This is a genomic window from Pseudomonas sp. AC252 (genome assembly GCF_979258105.1).
Genome location: NZ_OZ409837.1, coordinates 5,898,254 through 5,918,967, shown reverse-complemented (window position 1 = coordinate 5,918,967; position 20,714 = coordinate 5,898,254). Strand labels below are relative to the sequence as shown.

Sequence of the window (20,714 nt, the reverse complement as noted above, 5' to 3'; positions counted from 1 at the left end):
AGTAACCGACTGGTAATGATCCATAAAAAAATGCCCGTATCTCACGATGCGGGCATTTTTCATTCTCATGCGGTCACTGCCTGCTCATTGATCATCAAAATATCGCTCATGCCAATCCACCAGCGGTTGCGGCGAGTTGAGCTTCTGGCCGTAGATCACCGAGTACGACAACACGTTCTGCACATACTGGCGGGTTTCGTCGAACGGGATGCTTTCCACCCAGACGTCGAAACTGAGGTGATCGGCACCGCGCAGCCACTGACGCACGCGGCCGGGGCCGGCGTTGTAGGCGGCGGAGGCGAGGACGCGGTTACCGTTGAACTGGCTGTGCACCTGGCTGAGATAAGCGGCGCCGAGCTGGATGTTCTTGTCCGGATCGAGCACTTGCTGGGGTGAGGCCAGTGGAATGCTGAACTTGCGCGCGGTTTCCTTGGCGGTGCCGGGCATCAACTGCATCAGACCGCTGGCGCCGACGCCGGAGCGCGCGTCGTCCATGAAGGCACTTTCCTGCCGAGTGATGGCGAACACCCAGCTCGAATGCAGGCCGCGGACCTTGGCTTCACGCACGAGGGTATCGCGGTGCGCCATCGGGAAGCGGATATCCAGGTCGTCCCAGTATTGCGCCTGACTGATGGTGCGGATCGCCGGGAAGTACCATTTCAGGTCGTAGGCCAGTTTGGCCTGGGCGACCATTTCATCGCGGTTGAAATGACGGCTGACGTGATACCACTCGCGACGCCCGTCGACGATCTGCCCGCGTGCATGAAACTCCAGCGCGCGGCGCACGCCGGGGGTGTTACGGACCTTGTTGATCAGCGCCTGGCTGAGCACCAGCGGCTTGTTGTTCAGCGAGTAAGGCGATTGTGAACGGTCTGCGGCGAGGAAGCCGTAGAAGTCTCGTTCCCGCGCCAGATTCTTGTACAGGGTCAGCGCTTGCGGGTTTTGTGGCTGGGCCAGTTCCAGGCTGCGCGCCTGCCAGTAGCGCCAACGGTTGGTGGTGGCGAGGTCTTGCGGCAGGCGTTTGGTCAGCTCGTAGGCATCATTCCAGCGTGCCAGACGCAGCAGCAGGCGCAGGCGCCATTCCGAGACGGTGTTGTCGCGCAGTTCCGGATCGTATTTGGTCATTACGTCGAGCGCGCGGCTGTCGAAACGCCGGGCGAGGGTCAAGCCGATCTCGCGGGCGATCGCGACTTTTTCATCGCGAGAGAAATGCATGCTGCTGGCGTAACCGTCGAGCAGGGCCATGGCCTTGTCCGGGTCCTGCCGAGCGAGGCGGCGCAGGCCGAGGCTGACCACGTCGGACATCGGCTCGTCGGCCGGGGTGAAGCGCGACGGCTGGTTGAGCAGTTCGGGTTTCTGCGCCACGTCGACCAGCAAGCGACCGCGCGGGGCCAGGGTGGTCAGGCCGTTGATCAGGCTGTTGGCCAGCGGATAGTTGCGTGCCTGCGCGGCAAGTTTGGTGCGCTCCCAGCGTTTCTGCTCGGTCAGTTGGCCGTCGGCAGCCCAGATGCCGAACAGGGCGTCACACGCAGCCGGTTGCGATTTGCCGGTCAGCCAGAGTTTTTCCGCACTGGCATAGCCTTCAGCCTTCTTGTCGTGGCTGATCTGATACTGCGCGTTGAGGCAATCGAGCTCAGTGAAATTCAGTTTCGGGTCGTAATACTTGACGAAGGTCGCCCAGTCGCCACGGTCGGCGAGCCAGCGTAACCAGCGCAGTTTCATCCAGTTGGCTTGCGGCAGGTCACCGTGTTCGGCGAGGAATTTCTCGATTTCCGCGTTGCTCGCGGTCTTCAGGCGCGCGGTCAGTTCGTCGTAAGCCAGATAGGGTTCCAGCGGATAATCGGCAAGCGCCTGGCTGTAGCGCAAATATGGGCCGGTATCACCTTTGGCCAAGGCGCGCTTGGCTTCATCGTAATACTGGCGTTGGGTGGAAAGGTCCACCGCCTGGACGGATTGAGCGGCAGTGGCGGTAAGAAACAAGCAGGACAAAACACTGAAAAGGCGACTGCGCATGAGACATCCGGGCAGAGAAATCATGACAAGTGCCGATCGGGATCCGCACTGAATTGCCTGTAGCTTAGCCTTTTGCCAGCAAGCGGCGAAAGCTTTGCGCGCCTCGCTGCACAAGTTCGCAACAAATGTTGTGCAGAGTGCTTCGACAGACAAATTGCCGGCCTGCTGAAGCCTCAAGTCAGGTAGAATGCGCGCCCGGTTTTTGGAGAAGCTCATGACCCTGCTCAAATTCAGCGATGTGTCCCTTGCGTTCGGCGCTATGCCGTTGTTGGACAAGGTGTCCTGGCAGATCGCCCGTGGTGAGCGGGTGTGCATCATCGGCCGCAACGGCACTGGCAAGTCCAGCATGATGAAACTGGTCAAGGGCGACCAGAAGCCCGATGACGGTTCGGTGTGGCGTGCCCCCGGTCTGAAAATCGGCGAATTGCCGCAAGAATTGCCAGTGGCCGACGACCGGACGGTGTTCGACGTGGTGGCTGAGGGCCTCGACGGTGTTGGCGCCTTGCTCGCCGAATACCATCACCTGAGCCAGAACATCGTCACCGACGCTGATCTGGACAAGTTGATGCACGTTCAGCACGACCTCGAAGCCCGTGACGGCTGGCGCTTGCAGACGTTGGTCGACAGCACCCTGAGCCGCCTGCAATTGCCGGCCGACAAGACCCTCGCCGAGTTGTCCGGCGGCTGGCGTCGTCGCGTGCTGCTGGCGCAGGCGCTGGTGTCCGAACCGGATCTGCTGCTGCTCGACGAACCGACCAACCACCTGGACATCGGCGCGATTGCCTGGCTCGAAGAAGCGCTGAAGGATTTCCAGGGGGCCGTGTTGTTCATCACGCACGACCGTTCCTTCCTGCAAAACCTCGCCACGCGCATCCTCGAACTGGATCGCGGCGGCCTGATCGACTGGAACGGCGATTACGCCAGTTTCCTCGTGCACAAAGAAGCTGCGCTGGCCGCTGAAGAAACCGCCAACGCGCTGTTCGACAAGCGTCTTGCTCAGGAAGAAGTGTGGATCCGTCAGGGCATCAAGGCACGGCGCACCCGTAACGAAGGTCGCGTGCGCGCCCTGAAAGCCCTGCGCGTTGAGCGCAGTGAGCGTCGCGAGCGTACCGGCAAAGCGAACATCCAGCTGGAAACCGCGGACAAGTCCGGCAAACAGGTGATGGTGCTGGAGAACGTCAGCTTCGCGCATCCGGGCGGGCCTTTCCTGATCAAGGATTTCTCCATGGTCCTGCAGCGCGGCGACCGTATCGGCCTACTCGGCGCCAACGGTACCGGCAAGACCACACTGTTGAAGCTAATGCTCAGCGGTCTGCAACCGACCAGCGGCAAAGTGGAAGAGGGCACGCGCATCGACGTCGCCTACTTCGACCAATTGCGCCATCAGCTGGATCTGGAAAAAACCGTGATCGACAACGTCGCCGAAGGTCGCGATTTTATCGATATCGACGGTCAGAGCCGCCATGTGCTGAGTTATCTCGGTGACTTCCTGTTCAGCCCGCAGCGTGCGCGTACGCCGGTCAAGGCATTGTCCGGTGGTGAGCGTGCGCGTCTGTTGCTGGCGAAGCTGTTCAGCAAACCGGCGAACCTGCTGGTACTCGACGAACCGACCAACGACCTCGACGTGGAAACCCTGGAGCTGCTCGAAGAGGTGCTGCTGACCTTCAACGGCACCGTGCTGATGGTCAGCCACGACCGGGCATTCCTCGATAACGTTGTGACCAGCACCCTGGTCTTCGAAGGTGAAGGCAAGGTTCGTGAATACGTCGGCGGTTATCAGGACTGGATCCGTCAGGGCGGCTCGCCGCGTCTGTTGGGCGTGACTGAAAGCAAGTCGGGCAAGGCTGATCTGAATTCAGCGGTGGTTACCGCGGAGCCGGCTCCAGTGGCTGCGCCTGCCGCTGCCGCACCGGCTGCAAAGAAGAAGCTGAGCTACAAGCTGCAGCGCGAACTGGAAGCTTTGCCGGGCGACATCGACGCCAAGGAACAGCAGATCGCCGCGGTTGAAGCGGAAATGGCTGAGGCCGGCTTCTATCAGCGTCCGCCGGCGGAAACGGCCAAAGTGATTGCTTCGCTGGAGCAATTGCAGGCCGAGCTGGATGCGTTGGTGGAGCGTTGGGCCGAGCTGGATGCCTGATTGCTGCTGAGGTGAAAAAGCCCGGCGCTCAGTAATGAGCGCCGGGCTTTTCATATGTAATGCGATCTACAGGCGGGAGCACGTCACCTGTGGGAGCAAGCCTGCTCGCGAAAGCGGTGTGTCAGGCAGCACTCATATTGAATGTGCCGACGTATTCGCGAGCAGGCTCGCTTCCACAAAGTGCAAGACAGATCAGCGTTTGACCAGGTGCACCGCCAGTACATCGCAAGGCGCGCCGTGCAGCACGTCATTTGCAGTCGAGCCGAGGAGCAATGCCAGGCCATGACGGCCATGGCTACCGACGACGATCAGATCGCATTGCTGTTCCTTGGCGAAATGATGGATTTCCTGGCGGGGCTGGCCGTAGGTCAGATGGCAATCGGCGTCTTTGAGCTCGGGGTATTTCAATTTGAGTTTTTCAAGGCGTTCCTTGGCCTGATCGAACTGCTGTTGTTGCAGTTGTGACAGGTCCATTGGCACGTCGCCACCGAAGGCCATGGCCATTGGTTCAACGATATGCACCAGCGACAACTTGGCAGCGTTGCTCACCGACAGCTCACGCGCGCGGTGGATCACAGGGTCGCACTCTTCGGTCAGATCTACGGCGACCAGTATGTGGTGGTAGGGCATGAGGTGCTCCTCCTGAGGGTTCGATATTGGTAAGTATGGCTGGTTTCAAGCGCATTGGTTCGCTAGTGAGACAATGGGCTCATCAAAAATCGGGAGTACAGATATGACGGTCTGGCTGGTGGTGTCAATCCTGCTGGTAGTTTTAAGTCCACTGGCATGGTTGCGCCCATCGCGCACGCAGAGCGGACGCATGGCCTTGCGCATGGAGGCGCGACGCATCGGCCTGGCGATGCAGCTGGCGCCGCAGGAGTGGCCACACTGGCTGCTGCCGGAGCCGCCGAATCCCTGCGCCCAGTACCACCGACCCCGGCGTGGCAGTCAACCGGCGTGCTGGACCTATTGGCAGAAAACCCCGGGCGTGTGGGTCAATCAATGGCAAGAAGTCTGCGATGACCGGGCGCTCCTTGATTATTTCGAAAAATTGCCGGGCAATGTTTTCAAGATCGAAGCGGAGAAGCAGATGATCGCGTTGTACTGGGGCGAGAAGGGCGAGGCGACGGTTCTGCAGGATATCGACGCGACGCTGAAAGCGCTGGCGTGAGACGGCGATTTTTCTCACTGCAACGGTGTAGAACGTCCGGCAGACGCCCAATAAAAAGCCCGACATGATTCGTCGGGCGGGTTGGCCAGGCAGGCCGGTAATCTTTTTTGCGGCAGGCGCTTTGATCGCCCCGGCAAATTTCCTCGCAGTCCACCCAGCGTAGCCTTCTGAACAGGGCTCGGCGGAAATTAGGGCGACTTTTCTAACTATTGATTCTATGAATGGCTCAACATCGAGACGGGTGTTGCTGCTCATCCTGGTGCAGAAATGACTGCAAAGTCGCATTTCAGCCCGAATTTAGGGCGATTGACAATTGTCAGAAATTCCGTGAAGGTGACGTACCCGAATCAAACGGGCGTATGAATTGAGCGTTTGTCTTACAGACTGCTCCTACAGAATCCCGACTATCGCGTTGGCGGGTGTGCCAGGCGGACGGTGTCAGCATCGACGAACAAAGCGTCCTTCTGAGCCATATGCCTGCGTCCGACGTGTACTGTTCAGCTTCCATATCGTGGAGATCAGTTGATGATTTACGAAGGTAAAGCCATCACGGTTAAAGCTCTTGAAAGTGGCATCGTCGAATTGAAATTCGACCTCAAGGGTGAGTCCGTCAACAAGTTCAACCGTCTAACCCTGAACGAATTGCGTCAGGCCGTAGACACCATCAAGGCAGATGCTTCGATCAAGGGCGTGATCGTCAGCAGCGGCAAGGACGTATTCATCGTCGGCGCCGACATCACCGAATTTGTCGACAACTTCAAGCTGCCGGATGCCGAGCTGGTTGCTGGCAATCTCGAAGCCAACAAGATCTTCAGCGATTTCGAAGACCTCAACGTGCCAACCGTCGCGGCCATCAACGGCATCGCCCTCGGTGGCGGTCTGGAAATGTGCCTGGCGGCCGACTATCGCGTCATGTCCACTAAGGCCAAGATCGGTCTGCCGGAAGTCAAACTGGGCATCTACCCAGGCTTCGGCGGCACCGTACGTCTGCCACGCTTGATCGGTGTTGATAATGCCATCGAGTGGATTGCCGCCGGTAAGGAAAACCGCCCTGAAGACGCGCTGAAAGTCAGCGCCGTCGACGCAGTGGTTGCTCCCGAGAAACTGCAGGAAGCTGCCCTCGAGTTGATCAAGCGCGCCATCTCCGGCGAGTTCGATTACAAGGCCAAGCGTCAGCCGAAACTTGAAAAACTCAAGTTGAACGCCATTGAGCAGATGATGGCTTTCGAAACTGCCAAGGGTTTCGTAGCCGGCCAGGCTGGGCCGAACTACCCGGCGCCGGTTGAAGCGATCAAGACCATCCAGAAAGCCGCGAACTTCGGTCGCGACAAAGCTCTGGAAGTGGAAGCTGCAGGCTTCGTCAAACTGGCCAAGACCTCTGCTGCGCAGAGCCTGATCGGCCTGTTCCTGAACGATCAGGAACTGAAGAAAAAGGCCAAGGCCTACGACGAAATCGCCAAAGACGTGAAGCAGGCTGCCGTACTGGGCGCCGGCATCATGGGCGGCGGTATCGCCTATCAGTCGGCTTCCAAAGGTACGCCGATCCTGATGAAGGACATCAACGAACACGGTATCGAGCAGGGTCTGGCCGAAGCCGCCAAGCTGCTGGTTGGCCGCGTTGATAAAGGCCGCATGACCGCAGCGAAAATGGCGGAAGTGCTCAACGGCATTCGTCCGACCCTGTCCTACGGCGACTTCGGTCACGTCGATCTGGTGGTCGAAGCTGTCGTCGAGAACCCGAAGGTCAAGCAAGGCGTACTGGCTGAAGTTGAAGGCCAGGTCAAAGAGGACACTATCCTCGCGTCCAACACCTCGACTATTTCCATCAGCCTGCTGGCCAAGGCCCTCAAGCGTCCGGAGAACTTTGTCGGCATGCACTTCTTCAACCCGGTGCACATGATGCCGCTGGTGGAAGTGATCCGTGGCGAGAAGTCCAGTGAACTGGCCATCGCCACCACCGTTGCCTACGCGAAGAAAATGGGCAAGAACCCGATTGTCGTCAATGACTGCCCGGGCTTCCTGGTCAACCGCGTGCTGTTCCCGTACTTCGGCGGTTTCGCCAAACTGGTCAGCGCCGGTGTCGACTTCGTCCGCATCGACAAAGTCATGGAAAAATTCGGCTGGCCGATGGGGCCTGCGTACCTGATGGACGTGGTCGGCATCGACACCGGTCACCACGGTCGTGACGTGATGGCTGAAGGTTTCCCGGACCGCATGAAGGATGATCGTCGCTCGGCCATCGACGTGCTGTACGAAGCCAAGCGCCTGGGCCAGAAGAACGGCAAAGGCTTCTACGCCTACGAGGCCGACAAGAAAGGCAAGCAGAAGAAAGTCGCCGATCCGTCGGTGCTGGAAGTGCTCAAACCGATCGTTTACGAGCAGCGCGAAGTCACCGACGAAGACATCATCAACTGGATGATGATCCCGCTGTGCCTGGAAACCGTGCGTTGCCTGGAAGACGGCATCGTTGAAACCGCCGCCGAAGCTGACATGGGTCTGGTTTACGGTATCGGTTTCCCTCCATTCCGTGGCGGTGCGCTGCGCTACATCGATTCCATCGGTGTCGCCGAGTTCGTTGCCCTGGCTGACCAGTACGCTGATTTGGGCGCGCTGTACCACCCGACCGCGAAGCTGCGCGAAATGGCCAAAAACGGCCAGAGCTTCTTCGGTTAAGCGCCCCCAACTAGAGTGAGAGTGAACTTATGAGCTTGAATCCTAGAGACGTCGTGATTGTCGACTTCGGTCGTACTCCGATGGGCCGCTCCAAGGGCGGCATGCACCGCAACACCCGCGCTGAAGACATGTCGGCGCACCTGATAAGCAAACTGCTGGAACGCAACAGCAAGGTCGACCCGGCGGAAGTCGAGGACGTGATCTGGGGCTGCGTCAACCAGACCCTGGAGCAGGGCTGGAACATCGCGCGCATGGCGTCGCTGATGACCCAGATCCCGCACACTTCTGCTGGCCAGACCGTCAGCCGCCTGTGTGGCTCGTCGATGAGCGCGCTGCACACCGCTGCGCAAGCAATCATGACCGGCAACGGTGACGTGTTCGTGGTCGGCGGCGTCGAGCACATGGGCCACGTGAGCATGATGCACGGTGTCGATCCGAACCCGCACATGTCGCTGTACGCGGCGAAAGCCTCGGGCATGATGGGCCTGACCGCTGAAATGCTCGGCAAGATGCACGGCATCACCCGCGAGCAACAGGATGCCTTTGGCGTGCGTTCCCACCAGTTGGCTCACAAGGCAACCGTGGAAGGCAAGTTCAAAGACGAAATCATCCCGATGCAGGGTTACGACGAGAACGGTTTCCTGAAACTGTACGACTACGACGAAACCATTCGTCCGGAAACCACCCTGGAAAGTCTGGCGGCGCTCAAGCCGGCATTCAATCCGAAGGGCGGTACCGTGACTGCCGGTACTTCGTCGCAGATCACTGACGGTGCTTCGTGCATGATCGTGATGTCGGCGCAGCGTGCACAGGACCTGGGTATCCAGCCTATGGCAGTGATCCGTTCGATGGCAGTGGCGGGTGTGGACCCGGCGATCATGGGCTATGGTCCAGTGCCGGCGACACAAAAAGCCCTGAAGCGTGCGGGCCTTGGCATCAACGATATCGACTTCTTCGAGCTCAACGAAGCTTTCGCCGCACAGGCCTTGCCAGTGCTGAAAGATCTGAAAGTGCTCGACAAGATGAACGAGAAGGTTAACCTGCACGGCGGTGCGATCGCCCTGGGTCACCCGTTCGGTTGCTCCGGTGCACGTATTTCCGGCACCCTGTTGAACGTGATGAAGCAGAATAGCGGCACCTTCGGGGTGGCCACTATGTGCATTGGTCTCGGCCAAGGCATCTCCACCGTCTTCGAACGCGTTTAAGCGTCTCGTCGATGGAAGCCGGGGCCCAGTGCCCCGGTTTTTGTTTTTGGGTTTTTTATTTATTTTTGAAAAGATTTCAGTGAGGGCCGAAGCATGCCGATACAACCTGGGCTCTACCAACATTACAAAGGTCCGCAATACCGTGTATTCAGTGTTGCGCGGCATTCCGAAACCGAAGAAGAAGTGGTCTTTTACCAAGCCCTGTATGGCGATTACGGCTTTTGGGTGCGCCCGTTGAGCATGTTCGTCGAGTCGGTTGAGGTTGACGGCGAGCAGGTGCCGCGCTTTGCTTTGGTGCAAGCCGAACCGAGCCTTTTTGCCAAGGTTTGAGGCAACTGCGCAAAGAACCCTGCGCTTGACCTCACCTTGTATCAACTATATATAGCGGTGCCGCGTCAGGCGCCAACCGCCTTTCACTTCTAGAATTCAGGAATTTTCTGATCCATGGGCAAATCGCTGGTCATTGTGGAATCCCCGGCTAAGGCCAAGACCATCAACAAGTATCTGGGTAACCAATACGTGGTGAAGTCGAGTATCGGCCATATCCGAGACCTGCCCACCAGCGGTTCGGCTAGCGCCAGCAAAGAGCCAGCCGCCAAGCGCGGCAAGGCAGCTGCGGGCGAAGGTCCGGTGCTCTCGCCGAAAGACAAAGCGCGCAAGCAGCTGGTCTCGCGTATGGGCGTCGATCCCGAACACGGCTGGAAGGCCAAGTACGAGATTCTTCCCGGCAAAGAGAAAGTCATTGAAGAGCTACGCCGGCTCGCCAAGGATGCTGACACCATCTATCTCGCAACCGACTTGGATCGCGAGGGGGAAGCCATTGCCTGGCACCTGCGCGAAGCCATCGGTGGTGACGACAGCCGCTACAAGCGCGTGGTGTTCAACGAAATCACCAAGAAGGCGATTCAGGAAGCCTTCTCCGAGCCGGGCGAGCTGGACATTGATCGTGTCAACGCCCAGCAGGCGCGTCGCTTCCTCGATCGCGTGGTTGGCTACATGGTGTCGCCGTTGCTGTGGGCCAAAATCGCCCGCGGCCTGTCTGCCGGTCGCGTGCAATCGGTTGCCGTGAAGCTGGTGGTCGAGCGTGAGCGAGAAATCCGTGCGTTCATTCCGGAAGAATACTGGGAAGTGCACGCTGATCTCGGCACTGCCAAAGGCTCGACCGTGCGTTTCGAAGTGGCTCGCGAAAAAGGCGAAGCCTTCAAACCGCTGAACGAAGCCCAGGCCATGGCCGCGCTGGAGAAGCTCAAGTCTTCCAGCTACAGCATCGTCAAGCGCGAAGACAAGCCGACCAGCAGCAAGCCGTCGGCGCCGTTCATTACGTCGACCTTGCAGCAGGCTGCGAGCAACCGCCTCGGTTTCGGCGTGAAGAAAACCATGATGATGGCCCAGCGTCTGTACGAAGCCGGCTACATCACTTACATGCGTACCGACTCGACCAATCTCTCGGCCGACGCCGTGGCGATGGCGCGCACTTACATAGAAGACGAATTCGGCAAGAAGTACCTGCCGGAAACGCCGAACGTCTACAGCAGCAAGGAAGGCGCGCAAGAGGCTCACGAAGCGATTCGTCCGTCCGACGCCAATACCACGCCGAGCAAGCTGGCGGGCATGGAGCGTGATGCCGAGCGTCTGTACGAGCTGATCTGGCGCCAGTTCCTCGCCTGCCAGATGCTGCCGGCGCAATACCTGTCGACCACCGTCAGCGTCGGCGCTGGCGACTTCGAGCTGCGCGCCAAGGGCCGTATCCTCAAGTTCGACGGTTACACCCGCGTGATGCCGCAGATTGCCAAGCCTGGCGACGATGACGTGCTGCCGGACATGGCCCAGGGCGACGTGATGAAGCTGATCAAGCTCGATCCGTCGCAACACTTCACCAAGCCACCGGCGCGTTACTCCGAGGCCAGCCTGGTCAAGGAAATGGAAAAACGTGGCATCGGTCGTCCCTCGACTTACGCAGCGATCATTTCGACCATTCAGGATCGCGGTTATGTGACCCTGCACAACCGTCGTTTCTACTCGGAAAAGATGGGCGACATCGTCACCGAGCGTTTGTCCGAGAGCTTCTCCAATCTCATGGACTACGGTTTCACCGCCGGCATGGAAGAGAACCTCGATGACGTGGCGCAGGGCGAGCGCGACTGGAAAAACGTGCTGGACGAATTCTACGGCGACTTCAAGAAGAAGCTCGAAGTAGCGGAAAACCCGGACAGCGGCATGCGCGCCAACCAGCCGGTCATGACCGACATTCCGTGCACCACCTGCGGTCGTCCGATGCAGATTCGTACCGCCTCGACTGGCGTGTTCCTCGGCTGCTCGGGCTACAGCCTGCCGCCGAAAGAGCGCTGCAAGGCTACCGTCAACCTGGTGCCGGGCGATGAAATCGCAGCGGACGACGAGGGCGAATCGGAATCGTTGGTACTGCGTGGCAAGCATCGCTGCCCGATCTGCAGCACGGCGATGGACGCCTACCTGCTGGACGAAAAGCGCAAGTTGCACATCTGCGGCAACAACCCGGACTGTGCCGGCTACGAAATTGAAGAGGGCAGCTATCGCATCAAGGGCTATGAAGGTCCGAGTCTGGAATGCGACAAGTGCGGCAGCGAAATGCAGCTCAAGACCGGCCGTTTCGGCAAGTTCTTCGGTTGCACCAACCCGGAGTGCAAAAACACCCGTAAGCTGCTGAAGAGCGGTGACGCGGCGCCGCCGAAGATGGACCCGGTGAAGATGCCCGAGCTGAAATGCGAAAAGGTCAACGACACCTACATCCTGCGTGACGGTGCCTCCGGTCTGTTTCTCGCGGCCAGCCAATTCCCGAAAAACCGCGAGACCCGTGCCCCGCTGGTGATCGAGATTCTGCCGCACAAGGACGAGATCGATCCGAAGTACCACTTCTTGTGCGAGGCTCCGCAGAAGGATCCCGACGGTCTGCCAGCGGTTATCCGCTACAGCCGCAAGACCAAGGAGCAATACGTGCAGACCGAAGTCGACGGCAAGCCTACGGGTTGGAAGGCGTATTACGACGGTGGCAAGTGGACAGTTGAAGACAAGCGCAGCGCAAAGGCCAAGGCTGAGTAAGCGTTAGTCTGAACAGCGAAAAGGCCGCATGAAACCTTCGGGATTTCATGCGGCCTTTTTGTTTTGTGCTTGCGCTGGCATCGGCTGATCCATGACACTGCCGGGCCTGTGTGAAGCAATTATTTCGTTGTGGAGGCTGCCGTCATGGCCCACGAACTCTATACCCGCACCAACCAGAAGATCTATTTCGCCGGTCTGTCACTCGAAGCTCTGGCGCGTGCTGAAGAAGGGCGGGCGATGAATTCTCTGGCGCTGATCCAGGCCGGGCGTGAATCGGCGTTGTTCCACCTCTACGGCGCACTGCTGGGTTTGTGCCATGAGATTGCTGGCTTCTATCGTCTACCGCAGGCCAATTCGCCGCGGGCAGAGGAGTTGTTGAATCGAGAAGTGCTGGAATCGATAGCGATCCCGGAGCTGGCCGAAATGGTCGAGCTCGCCGGTAATCCGGAAACCTGGCTGGCGAAACTGCTGGCGGCGCACGCAGCACTGTTTCAGCCGCCGAGGGTGCCACACAAGCCGAAAGGCGACGTGACACAACCGCTGATTCAAGCGGTTAACCTTGATGAAGAACAAGCGCCAGAAGAATTGAATCGAGAAGAGCTGGAGAGCTGGCGGCAGAACCTCAAGGGCTTGGCCATCCGTTTCCGAGAAGGCTTGAACGAGTGCTGAGGCAGTTTGGCGCAGTGGCAATCTGAAACATGCTGCTGGTCAAGATCCTGAGCGAAGCTCGAATGATGTCTATATAATCGCTGCCTTTCGTGGAGAACAGACCTTTATGCCAACGTCCTTTCTAGAAATTGTCGAGTTACCAGACGGCCGAATCGAACTGCGCAGGGCTGAGGACGAAGGTTCTCTGGTGACGCTGGATTTCTCCGAGGATGCCAAAGCGTTCCTGCAAGGCCAGCACGTTGAAATCGCCAAAGCAATGTTGAGCGTCGGCGTGCAGATGGCAGGTCGTATGGTTGAAGGTGAGTTTGATAAGGATGAGGGGCCGCGGGTTCTTCATTAATCCTTGCCTTGACCTTTTCTCGGTCGCTTGCACTACAGATCGGCTTCTCTGTCCTTGGAGAAGCCCTGCGCTTCGCACAGCGCGCATTATCCAGCAATCAACCCAAACGAATATTCAGACTCTGAGCTTCGCCCGTACGCGCGGCGCTGATCAGTTGTTGCCGAGAATTTGCATTCAGCGGAATGAGCCAGGTCACCACGGTGTGGCTGCGACCCAGGCGCAACGCTTCACACGCGAGCTGCTGGGCACTTTGAGCGCCGCGCGGTTGCAGTAGCAGAATGCGCTCGCGGTTCAGGCCAGCATCGCGTAGCCATGATTGCGTCAGGCTGGCGGGCGGTGCGATCAGCGTCAGCCAGCGAGCATCCTGATCCTCGCTGAGTTCACGCAGGATCGGCGCGAGCAGGTTCAGGCAGTTCCCGGCTGCACCGCGCAGTGACAGCTCACTGAAAGCGTCAGGTTTGGCATTCCAGTCACGCTCGACCACGTCTTTGAGGATCGGCGCTATCGGCTGCGCCAGAAACGCTTCAAACAAAGGCAGTTGTGTTTGCTGAGGTGTGTGTGGGAACTGCATGGAGCCTCCTTTAGCGGCGAATGACGCCGACACTCAAGCCTTCGATCACCAGTTCCTGATCTTTCAGGTCGACTTCGATAGGGGCGAACTCGGGGTTTTCGGCGATGAGCCAGACTTTGCTGCCTTCACGCTTGAAGCGTTTGACCGTCACCTCGTCGCCGATACGTGCAACCACAACCTGGCCGTTACGGGCTTCGCGAGTAGTGTGAACTGCCAGCAAGTCGCCGTCGAAGATGCCAATGTCCTTCATGCTCATGCCGTGCACACGCAACAGATAGTCGGCGCGGGGATGGAAGAAGGTCGGGTTGATGTTGCAGGATTCTTCGATGTGCTGCTGGGCAAGGATTGGCGCGCCGGCAGCCACTCGGCCAATGATCGGCAGTGTTGAATCGTCGGCCTTGGCTTCGAAGCCGGGAATACGGATGCCGCGGGAAGCGCCGGGCGTCATCTCGATCGCGCCTTTGCGGGCCAGGGCCTTGAGGTGTTCTTCCGCCGCGTTGGGCGACTTGAAACCCAGTTCCTGAGCGATTTCCGCACGGGTGGGCGGATAGCCGTTGTCTTCGAGGCAACGTTTGATAAAGGCCAGAATCTCGGCTTGGCGTGGCGTCAGCTTTAGCATATTGATCGCTCTGTCTTTTTATACAGTGACTGGGATTATATACAGTGAAGCGATCTTGGCAATGGACGTTTTTTTGCTGCCCGCCGAGCGGTCGCGAAGGGTGTTTATTAATGCTGGCGCCTTATGTGGTTAAATATCTGACCGACCATTCCCAAAACGAACCGGCAGGCTTGACAAGGCACAGGGTGAAACGTATGTTTCAAACAAGTGTTTGTCAGGCGGAGTAGCCATGGCCCAGTCGGAAACCGTTGAACGCATTCTTGATGCTGCCGAGCAGTTGTTCGCGGAGAAAGGATTCGCTGAAACCTCATTGCGTTTGATCACCAGCAAGGCTGGCGTCAATCTGGCTGCAGTGAATTATCACTTCGGCTCGAAGAAGGCGCTGATCCAGGCGGTGTTTTCGCGTTTCCTCGGACCGTTCTGCGCCAGCCTCGACAAGGAGCTGGAGCGCCGTCAGGCCAAGCCGGAAAACAAGCCGACCCTCGAAGAGCTGCTGGAAATCCTCGTTGAGCAAGCGCTCGTCGTGCAGCCTCGCAGCGGTAACGATTTGTCGATCTTCATGCGCTTGCTCGGCCTCGCGTTCAGCCAGAGCCAAGGCCACTTGCGGCGTTATCTGGAAGACATGTACGGCAAGGTCTTCCGCCGCTACATGCTGCTGGTCAATGAAGCGGCTCCACGCATTCCGCCGATCGAGTTGTTCTGGCGCGTGCACTTCATGCTTGGCGCCGCTGCGTTCAGCATGTCCGGGATCAAGGCCTTGCGTGCGATTGCCGAGACCGATTTCGGCGTCAATACCTCCATCGAACAAGTGATGCGCCTGATGGTGCCGTTCCTCGCTGCCGGCATGCGCGCCGAAACCGGCGTCACCGATACAGCCATGGCCAGTGCGCAATTGCGTCCGCGCAGCAAATCCATGCCGGTCGCCGCCAAGGTTTGACCGCGCACGGGTGGGCGCGGCAGCTGGTATCCGCTAAGCTAGCCGGCCATGCCGACTCTCGTACTGAACCCGATCTGCATGAATTCTGCTGACCGTCCGGGCATTGCCCACGGTAGCGAATGCAAGCAGATCGGGTTTTTCGTTTTCAAGGAATCTCTATGACTGCTGGCCTGCAAGGCTCGTTGATGGTGGACGTCGCCGGTACCTGGCTGACGGCCGAAGATCGCCAATTGTTGCGTCAGCCCGAAGTGGGCGGCCTGATCATTTTCGCCCGCAATATCGAGCATCCACGCCAGGTGCGCGAACTCAGCGCCGCGATCCGCGCGATTCGCCCGGATCTTTTGCTGGCGGTAGATCAGGAGGGCGGGCGCGTGCAGCGCTTGCGTCAGGGTTTCGTCCGTCTGCCGGCCATGCGCGCCATCGCCGATAACCCGAATGCAGAGTATCTCGCCGAGCAATGCGGCTGGATCATGGCCACCGAAGTGCTGGCAGTCGGGCTCGACCTGAGTTTCGCCCCGGTGCTGGACCTGGACTATCAGCGCAGCGCTGTGGTCGGTACCCGTTCATTCGAAGGCGATCCCGAACGCGCAGCCTTGCTCGCCGGTGCATTCATTCGCGGCATGAACAGCGCCGGCATGGCCGCCACCGGCAAACATTTCCCAGGCCACGGCTGGGCGGAAGCCGACTCCCACGTGGCGATCCCGAACGACGAGCGCAGTCTCGACGAGATCCGCGCCAACGACCTGGTGCCCTTCGCCAAACTCAGCAAACAACTGGCCGCCGTCATGCCGGCCCACGTCATCTATCCGCAAGTCGACTCGCAGCCCGCCGGTTTCTCCCGACGCTGGCTGCAAGACATCCTGCGCGGCGAATTGCAGTTTGAGGGCGTGATCTTCAGCGATGATCTGTCGATGGCCGGCGCCCACGTGGTCGGCGACGCCGCCAGCCGCATCGAAGCCGCGCTGAGTGCCGGTTGCGACATGGGTCTGGTGTGCAACGACCGCGCGGCAGCCGAGCTGGCGTTGAGTGCCGCCCAGCGTATGAAGATCAAGCCTTCCGCGCGCATCGCGAAGATGCGCGGTCAGGCCTTCGCCAGCACCGACTATCGTCAGGACCCGCGTTGGCTCACCGCCCTCGGCGCGCTCAAAGACGCTCAACTGATCGATTAAGGATTTTTCGTTATGACCGTTTACGCAATCATCGGTGGCACTGGCCTGACTCAGCTCGAAGGCCTGAGCATTCGCCAGTCGCTGGCAGTCGACACTCCTTACGGCGCGCCCTCGGCCGAGGTGCAGATTGGTGAGTACGCCGGCAAGGAAGTGCTGTTCCTCGCCCGTCACGGTCACCCGCATCGGTTCCCGCCGCACAAGGTCAACTACCGCGCCAACCTGTGGGCGCTGAAGCAGGCCGGTGCCGAAGCGATCATCGCCGTGAATGCGGTGGGCGGGATTCATCCAGCCATGGGCACCGGGCATTTCTGCGTGCCGCACCAGATCGTCGACTACACCAGCGGGCGCGAGCACACCTACTTTGCCGATGATCTGGAACACGTCACTCATATCGATTTCAGCTTTCCCTACAGCGAGCCGTTGCGTCAGCAACTGATTGCCGCAGTGGCCGCCGAAGGCTGCGAATTCAGCGATCAAGGCGTCTACGCCTGCACCCAGGGGCCGCGGCTGGAAACGGTGGCCGAGATCGTGCGACTGGAACGTGACGGCTGCGACATCGTCGGCATGACCGGCATGCCGGAAGCCGCGCTGGCCCGTGAGCTGGATCTGGATTACGCCTGTCTCGCCTTGGTAGTCAATCCTGCAGCAGGCAAGACCACAGAAGTCATCACCATGGCCGAAATCGAGCAGGCCCTGCACGACGGCATGGGCAAGGTGAAATCAACGTTGGCCCGGGTGCTGGCCAGCTAAGGACTGTCCATGAGCATTTTCATCGAGCGGCTCAAAGGGCTGACATGGACCCACGCATTCAGTAGCAAGGCGTTGGTCAAGGCCCGGGCTTATGCCGCCGATGATCGGGTCGAGATCCTCGAGATCGATGACAGGAAGATCGAGGCATTCTGCGTCGGTTCGCAACTTCAGGCGTATGAGCAAAGCATTTATCTGTCCGAAGATCGGCTGGGATCGATAAACCTGCGTTGCCTGTGCAGCTGTCCTGTTGCAATCGACTGCAAGCACAGCGCAGCGGTGCTCTATCACCTGCTGGGCACTGGCGAGGATGCGTCTGGAAGTGACGCACAGACCCCGTTGGGACGAGCGCTCGAGCATTGGCTTTCGACAATTCCCGTGCCGGCCAAGCCCGCTGAAGAAAGTGCGCAAACCGCAGGCACGCGTCTTTTTTACAAGCTCAAACCGACGTCTGCGAACGGCAAGTGGCTGCTGGATATTTTCAAGGTCTACCAGCTCAAGAGCGGCGAGTTACGCGAAGTCAAACCGATGTACTCGCTCGCGGAAATGCTCATGCGCCAGCCCGGCTACCTGTCCGAGCTGGATCTGCGCATCGCCCGGCTGTTGGTCGCCATGCATTCCCATCACGCCTATTACAGCGGCTATCCGCTGGAAGGCAGCAGTGGCGCCGAATTGCTGGACATGCTCCTGCGCACCTCGCGGCTGTTCCTCGACTTCGAAGACCTGCGAGCGCTGACACCGGGGGCGAAACGCGTGGGTCAGTTCTCTTGGGCCGAGCAGGCTGACGGCGGATTCCGCGCGCAATGGAGCAGTGCCGAAGCCGCGCAGGAAACCGTGCTGGCGCTGGAGCCGCTTTATTATCTTGATCGCCAGCAGCGCCAGGTTGGCCCGCTGTTCACTGAGCTGGAAGAAAAGCTCGCCTGCCATTTGACCCTGGCGCCAGACATTCCGGCGCGTCAGGCTATGCAGTTCAGCCATCGCATGAGCGCGGCTACCAATATTGCGCCACCACACAAGCTCACCGAACGGATCATCGATGACGTGCTGCCGCAGCCGCAACTGACCCTGGTCAGTGGTCGAGAGCGCTCACGCTGGGAATACGTGCTGGAGCACCGTGCCGCTCTGCTGTTTACCTACAACGGTCATCCGGTGGTGGATCGCAACCCGGAAGTGATGATCCTCAACGGCAGCGAAACCCAGCGCATTCAGCGTCAACCGGCGCTGGAAAAGAAGCTGCGCCAGAACCTGCAAAAACATGGCTTCAAGAAAGCCACGCGCAAGAGTGCAATGGATCGTCCCGGCGAGATGTTTACCTTGCCGGATGATTCCGCCTGGCTCGGGTTCATGCACGAAGGGCTGGCCACGCTGCGCGCCGCAGATTGGAAAATCGAGATCAGTCCCGGTTTCCATTTCGATGTACAACCGGTTGAGCAGTGGTACGCCGAGGTTGAGGAAGAGGCCACGCATCAGTGGTTTGATCTGCAGTTGGGCATCGTCGTCAATGGCGAGCGCTACAGCTTGCTGCCGATCCTTCTGCACCTGTTGCGCACTCAGTCGCGCTTGCTCGACCCGGTCAATCTGGCGCAGCGCAGCGATGACGAAAAGCTCCTGATCGAGCTCAAGCCCAGCGGTTTTGGCGAACCGGCGGGCGCCAAAGTCGCGTTGCCGCTCAGTCGGGTCAAACCGTTGATGGCGACGCTGGGTGAGTTGTATCTCGGCGGTCATCAGGGCGATGCGCTGCGCTTGACCGCTCCCGATGCCGCGCGTCTGAGCATGCTCGATGGTGTGCCGCTGGATTGGCAGGGCGGCGAACGCCTGCGCACTTTTGCCAAGCGTCTGCAGAATTCCAGTCACGCCCAGGTTGCTGCGCCGGCCGGCCTCAATGCGCAGCTGCGCCCGTATCAGCTCGAAGGCCTGAACTGGATGCAGACGCTGCGCGAGCTGGAGGTCGGCGGCATTCTGGGCGATGACATGGGCCTGGGTAAAACCCTGCAGACCCTGGCGCATCTGCTCACGGAAAAACACGCCGGGCGTCTGGACTGTCCGGCACTGGCGGTGATGCCGACCAGCCTGATTCCCAACTGGCTCGACGAGGCCGAGCGCTTCACGCCGCAGTTGAAAGTCCTGGCGCTGCACGGCACCGGGCGGCAAAAAGACTTCGCCAATCTCGCCGAATACGACCTGGTGCTGACCACTTACGCATTGCTGCCCAGGGACCTGGAGACGTTGCAGCCGCAGTCGTGGAGCGTGCTGATTCTCGACGAAGCGCAGAACATCAAGAACCCGCTGAGCAAAGCCGCCCAAGCCGCCCGTGACTTGCAGGCCCGTCAGCGCTTGTGTCTGAGCGGTACGCCGCTGGAAAACCACCTCGGTGAGCTGTGGTCGCAGTTCCATTTCCTCATGCCCGGCTGGCTCGGCGACAGCAAATCCTTTAACCGCGATTACCGCACGCCGATCGAGAAGCACGGCAATGTCCAGCGCATGCAGCACCTGACTGCGCGGATCAAGCCGTTTTTGCTGCGGCGCAAGAAGGATCAGGTCGCCACCGAGTTGCCGCCGAAAACCGAAATCATCCACTGGGTCGAACTCAGCGATGGTCAGCGCGACGTCTATGAGACGGTGCGTGTGGCGATGGACAAAAAGGTCCGCGACGAAATCGCCCGCAGTGGCGTGGCGCGCAGTCAGATCATCATCCTCGATGCGCTGCTCAAGCTACGTCAGGTCTGCTGCGATCTGCGCCTGGTCAACATGCCGCTCACGGCGAAGGCGTTGCGCTCGGGCAGCGGCAAGCTGATCAGCCTGATGGAGATGCTCGAAGAACTGCTCGGCGAAGGTCGGCGCATTCTGCTGTTTTCCCAGTTCACCTCGATGCTGGCGCTGATCGAGCAGGAGTTGCAGCAACGCGGGCTTGGCTACTCGTTGCTGACCGGCGACACCACCGATCGGCGCACGCCGGTGAAGGATTTCCAGGGCGGCAAGGTGCCGTTGTTCCTGATCAGCCTCAAGGCCGGCGGTACCGGTCTGAACCTGACGGCGGCGGACACGGTGATTCACTTCGACCCTTGGTGGAACCCGGCAGTGGAGAATCAGGCGACCGATCGGGCGTATCGCATCGGGCAGAACAATCCGGTGTTCGTCTACAAGTTGATTGCCAAAGGCACCGTGGAGGAAAAGATCCAGGCGTTGCAGCAGGAGAAAGCGGCGCTGGCCGGGGCGGTGCTTGAGGGTGGCACGACGGGCGGATTCAAACTGGAACAGAGTGATATCGAGGCGCTGTTTGCGCCGTTGCCGGTTTCCAGAGGTTGAAGGGTTTGAATCGCGGTGTGGCCATTCGCGAGCAGGCTCGCTCCCACATTTGATCTTCAGTGAATCTGGATCGTGTGGG

General features: G+C 59.5%; 16 protein-coding genes. 12 read left to right on the top strand and 4 right to left on the bottom strand.

Going from position 1 to position 20,714, the window contains the following annotated elements; translation table 11 throughout:
* Nucleotides 1-84 precede the first annotated feature (84 nt).
* Nucleotides 85-2,013 carry a transglycosylase SLT domain-containing protein gene (locus ACZZZ4_RS26860; protein ID WP_039760801.1) on the bottom strand — a complete coding sequence of 643 codons (1,929 nt, stop codon included), beginning with the start codon at nt 2,011-2,013 and terminating at the stop codon, nt 85-87.
* A 214-nt stretch (nt 2,014-2,227) separates the two neighbouring features.
* On the opposite strand from ACZZZ4_RS26860, the gene ACZZZ4_RS26855 reads away from it, so the two are divergent.
* Nucleotides 2,228-4,150 (top strand): ATP-binding cassette domain-containing protein, encoded by a 1,923-nt coding sequence (locus ACZZZ4_RS26855; RefSeq protein WP_463549229.1) that lies wholly within the window; start codon nt 2,228-2,230, stop codon nt 4,148-4,150.
* 192 nt (nt 4,151-4,342) lie between these two features.
* Here the strand turns inward: ACZZZ4_RS26855 and ACZZZ4_RS26850 are convergent, their stop codons facing one another.
* Nucleotides 4,343-4,780, bottom strand: coding sequence for a universal stress protein (locus ACZZZ4_RS26850; RefSeq protein WP_463549228.1), 438 nt, complete (start codon nt 4,778-4,780; stop codon nt 4,343-4,345).
* A 103-nt stretch (nt 4,781-4,883) separates the two neighbouring features.
* On the opposite strand from ACZZZ4_RS26850, the gene ACZZZ4_RS26845 reads away from it, so the two are divergent.
* The 7 genes from ACZZZ4_RS26845 to ACZZZ4_RS26815 all read left to right on the top strand — a co-directional run bounded on the left by ACZZZ4_RS26845 (nt 4,884) and on the right by ACZZZ4_RS26815 (nt 13,286).
* Nucleotides 4,884-5,321, top strand: a complete 438-nt coding sequence (locus ACZZZ4_RS26845) for a hypothetical protein (RefSeq protein ID WP_463549227.1) — start codon at nt 4,884-4,886, stop codon at nt 5,319-5,321.
* 525 nt (nt 5,322-5,846) lie between these two features.
* Nucleotides 5,847-7,994 carry a fatty acid oxidation complex subunit alpha FadB gene (gene fadB / locus ACZZZ4_RS26840; protein ID WP_463549226.1) on the top strand — a complete coding sequence of 716 codons (2,148 nt, stop codon included), beginning with the start codon at nt 5,847-5,849 and terminating at the stop codon, nt 7,992-7,994.
* Between the two features lie 29 nt (nt 7,995-8,023).
* Entirely contained in the window at nt 8,024-9,199 is a 1,176-nt protein-coding gene (gene fadA, locus ACZZZ4_RS26835; protein ID WP_016775495.1) for an acetyl-CoA C-acyltransferase FadA, read from the top strand.
* A gap of 93 nt (nt 9,200-9,292) precedes the next feature.
* Complete coding sequence (locus ACZZZ4_RS26830; RefSeq protein ID WP_129999685.1) at nt 9,293-9,529, top strand: DUF1653 domain-containing protein; 237 nt, start codon at nt 9,293-9,295, stop codon at nt 9,527-9,529.
* 114 nt (nt 9,530-9,643) lie between these two features.
* Nucleotides 9,644-12,277 (top strand): type I DNA topoisomerase, encoded by a 2,634-nt coding sequence (gene topA, locus ACZZZ4_RS26825; protein WP_129999684.1) that lies wholly within the window; start codon nt 9,644-9,646, stop codon nt 12,275-12,277.
* 144 nt (nt 12,278-12,421) lie between these two features.
* Nucleotides 12,422-12,946, top strand: a complete 525-nt coding sequence (locus ACZZZ4_RS26820; RefSeq protein ID WP_129999683.1) for a DUF6586 family protein — start codon at nt 12,422-12,424, stop codon at nt 12,944-12,946.
* Nucleotides 12,947-13,052: 106 nt separating this feature from the next.
* On the top strand, nt 13,053-13,286 hold the full coding sequence (locus ACZZZ4_RS26815) for a hypothetical protein (RefSeq protein ID WP_007953047.1): 234 nt from the start codon (nt 13,053-13,055) through the stop codon (nt 13,284-13,286).
* A gap of 97 nt (nt 13,287-13,383) precedes the next feature.
* Here the strand turns inward: ACZZZ4_RS26815 and sulA are convergent, their stop codons facing one another.
* Both sulA and lexA read right to left on the bottom strand, forming a co-directional pair.
* Complete coding sequence (sulA, locus tag ACZZZ4_RS26810) at nt 13,384-13,857, bottom strand: SOS-induced cell division inhibitor SulA (RefSeq protein ID WP_463549225.1); 474 nt, start codon at nt 13,855-13,857, stop codon at nt 13,384-13,386.
* Between the two features lie 10 nt (nt 13,858-13,867).
* Nucleotides 13,868-14,476, bottom strand: coding sequence for a transcriptional repressor LexA (gene lexA / locus ACZZZ4_RS26805; protein WP_016775490.1), 609 nt, complete (start codon nt 14,474-14,476; stop codon nt 13,868-13,870).
* A 229-nt stretch (nt 14,477-14,705) separates the two neighbouring features.
* Between lexA and ACZZZ4_RS26800 the strand changes: the two genes are divergently transcribed.
* From ACZZZ4_RS26800 to ACZZZ4_RS26785, 4 genes are all read left to right on the top strand, one after another.
* Nucleotides 14,706-15,413, top strand: coding sequence for a TetR/AcrR family transcriptional regulator (locus ACZZZ4_RS26800; RefSeq protein ID WP_039760784.1), 708 nt, complete (start codon nt 14,706-14,708; stop codon nt 15,411-15,413).
* A gap of 158 nt (nt 15,414-15,571) precedes the next feature.
* Entirely contained in the window at nt 15,572-16,582 is a 1,011-nt protein-coding gene (nagZ, locus tag ACZZZ4_RS26795) for a beta-N-acetylhexosaminidase (RefSeq protein WP_129999682.1), read from the top strand.
* Nucleotides 16,583-16,594: 12 nt separating this feature from the next.
* Nucleotides 16,595-17,332 carry an S-methyl-5'-thioinosine phosphorylase gene (locus ACZZZ4_RS26790; protein ID WP_071173058.1) on the top strand — a complete coding sequence of 246 codons (738 nt, stop codon included), beginning with the start codon at nt 16,595-16,597 and terminating at the stop codon, nt 17,330-17,332.
* A gap of 9 nt (nt 17,333-17,341) precedes the next feature.
* The gene (locus ACZZZ4_RS26785; RefSeq protein ID WP_463549224.1) at nt 17,342-20,635 is read left to right on the top strand and encodes a DEAD/DEAH box helicase; all 3,294 of its coding nucleotides are present in this window, start codon (nt 17,342-17,344) and stop codon (nt 20,633-20,635) included.
* Nucleotides 20,636-20,714 lie beyond the last annotated feature (79 nt).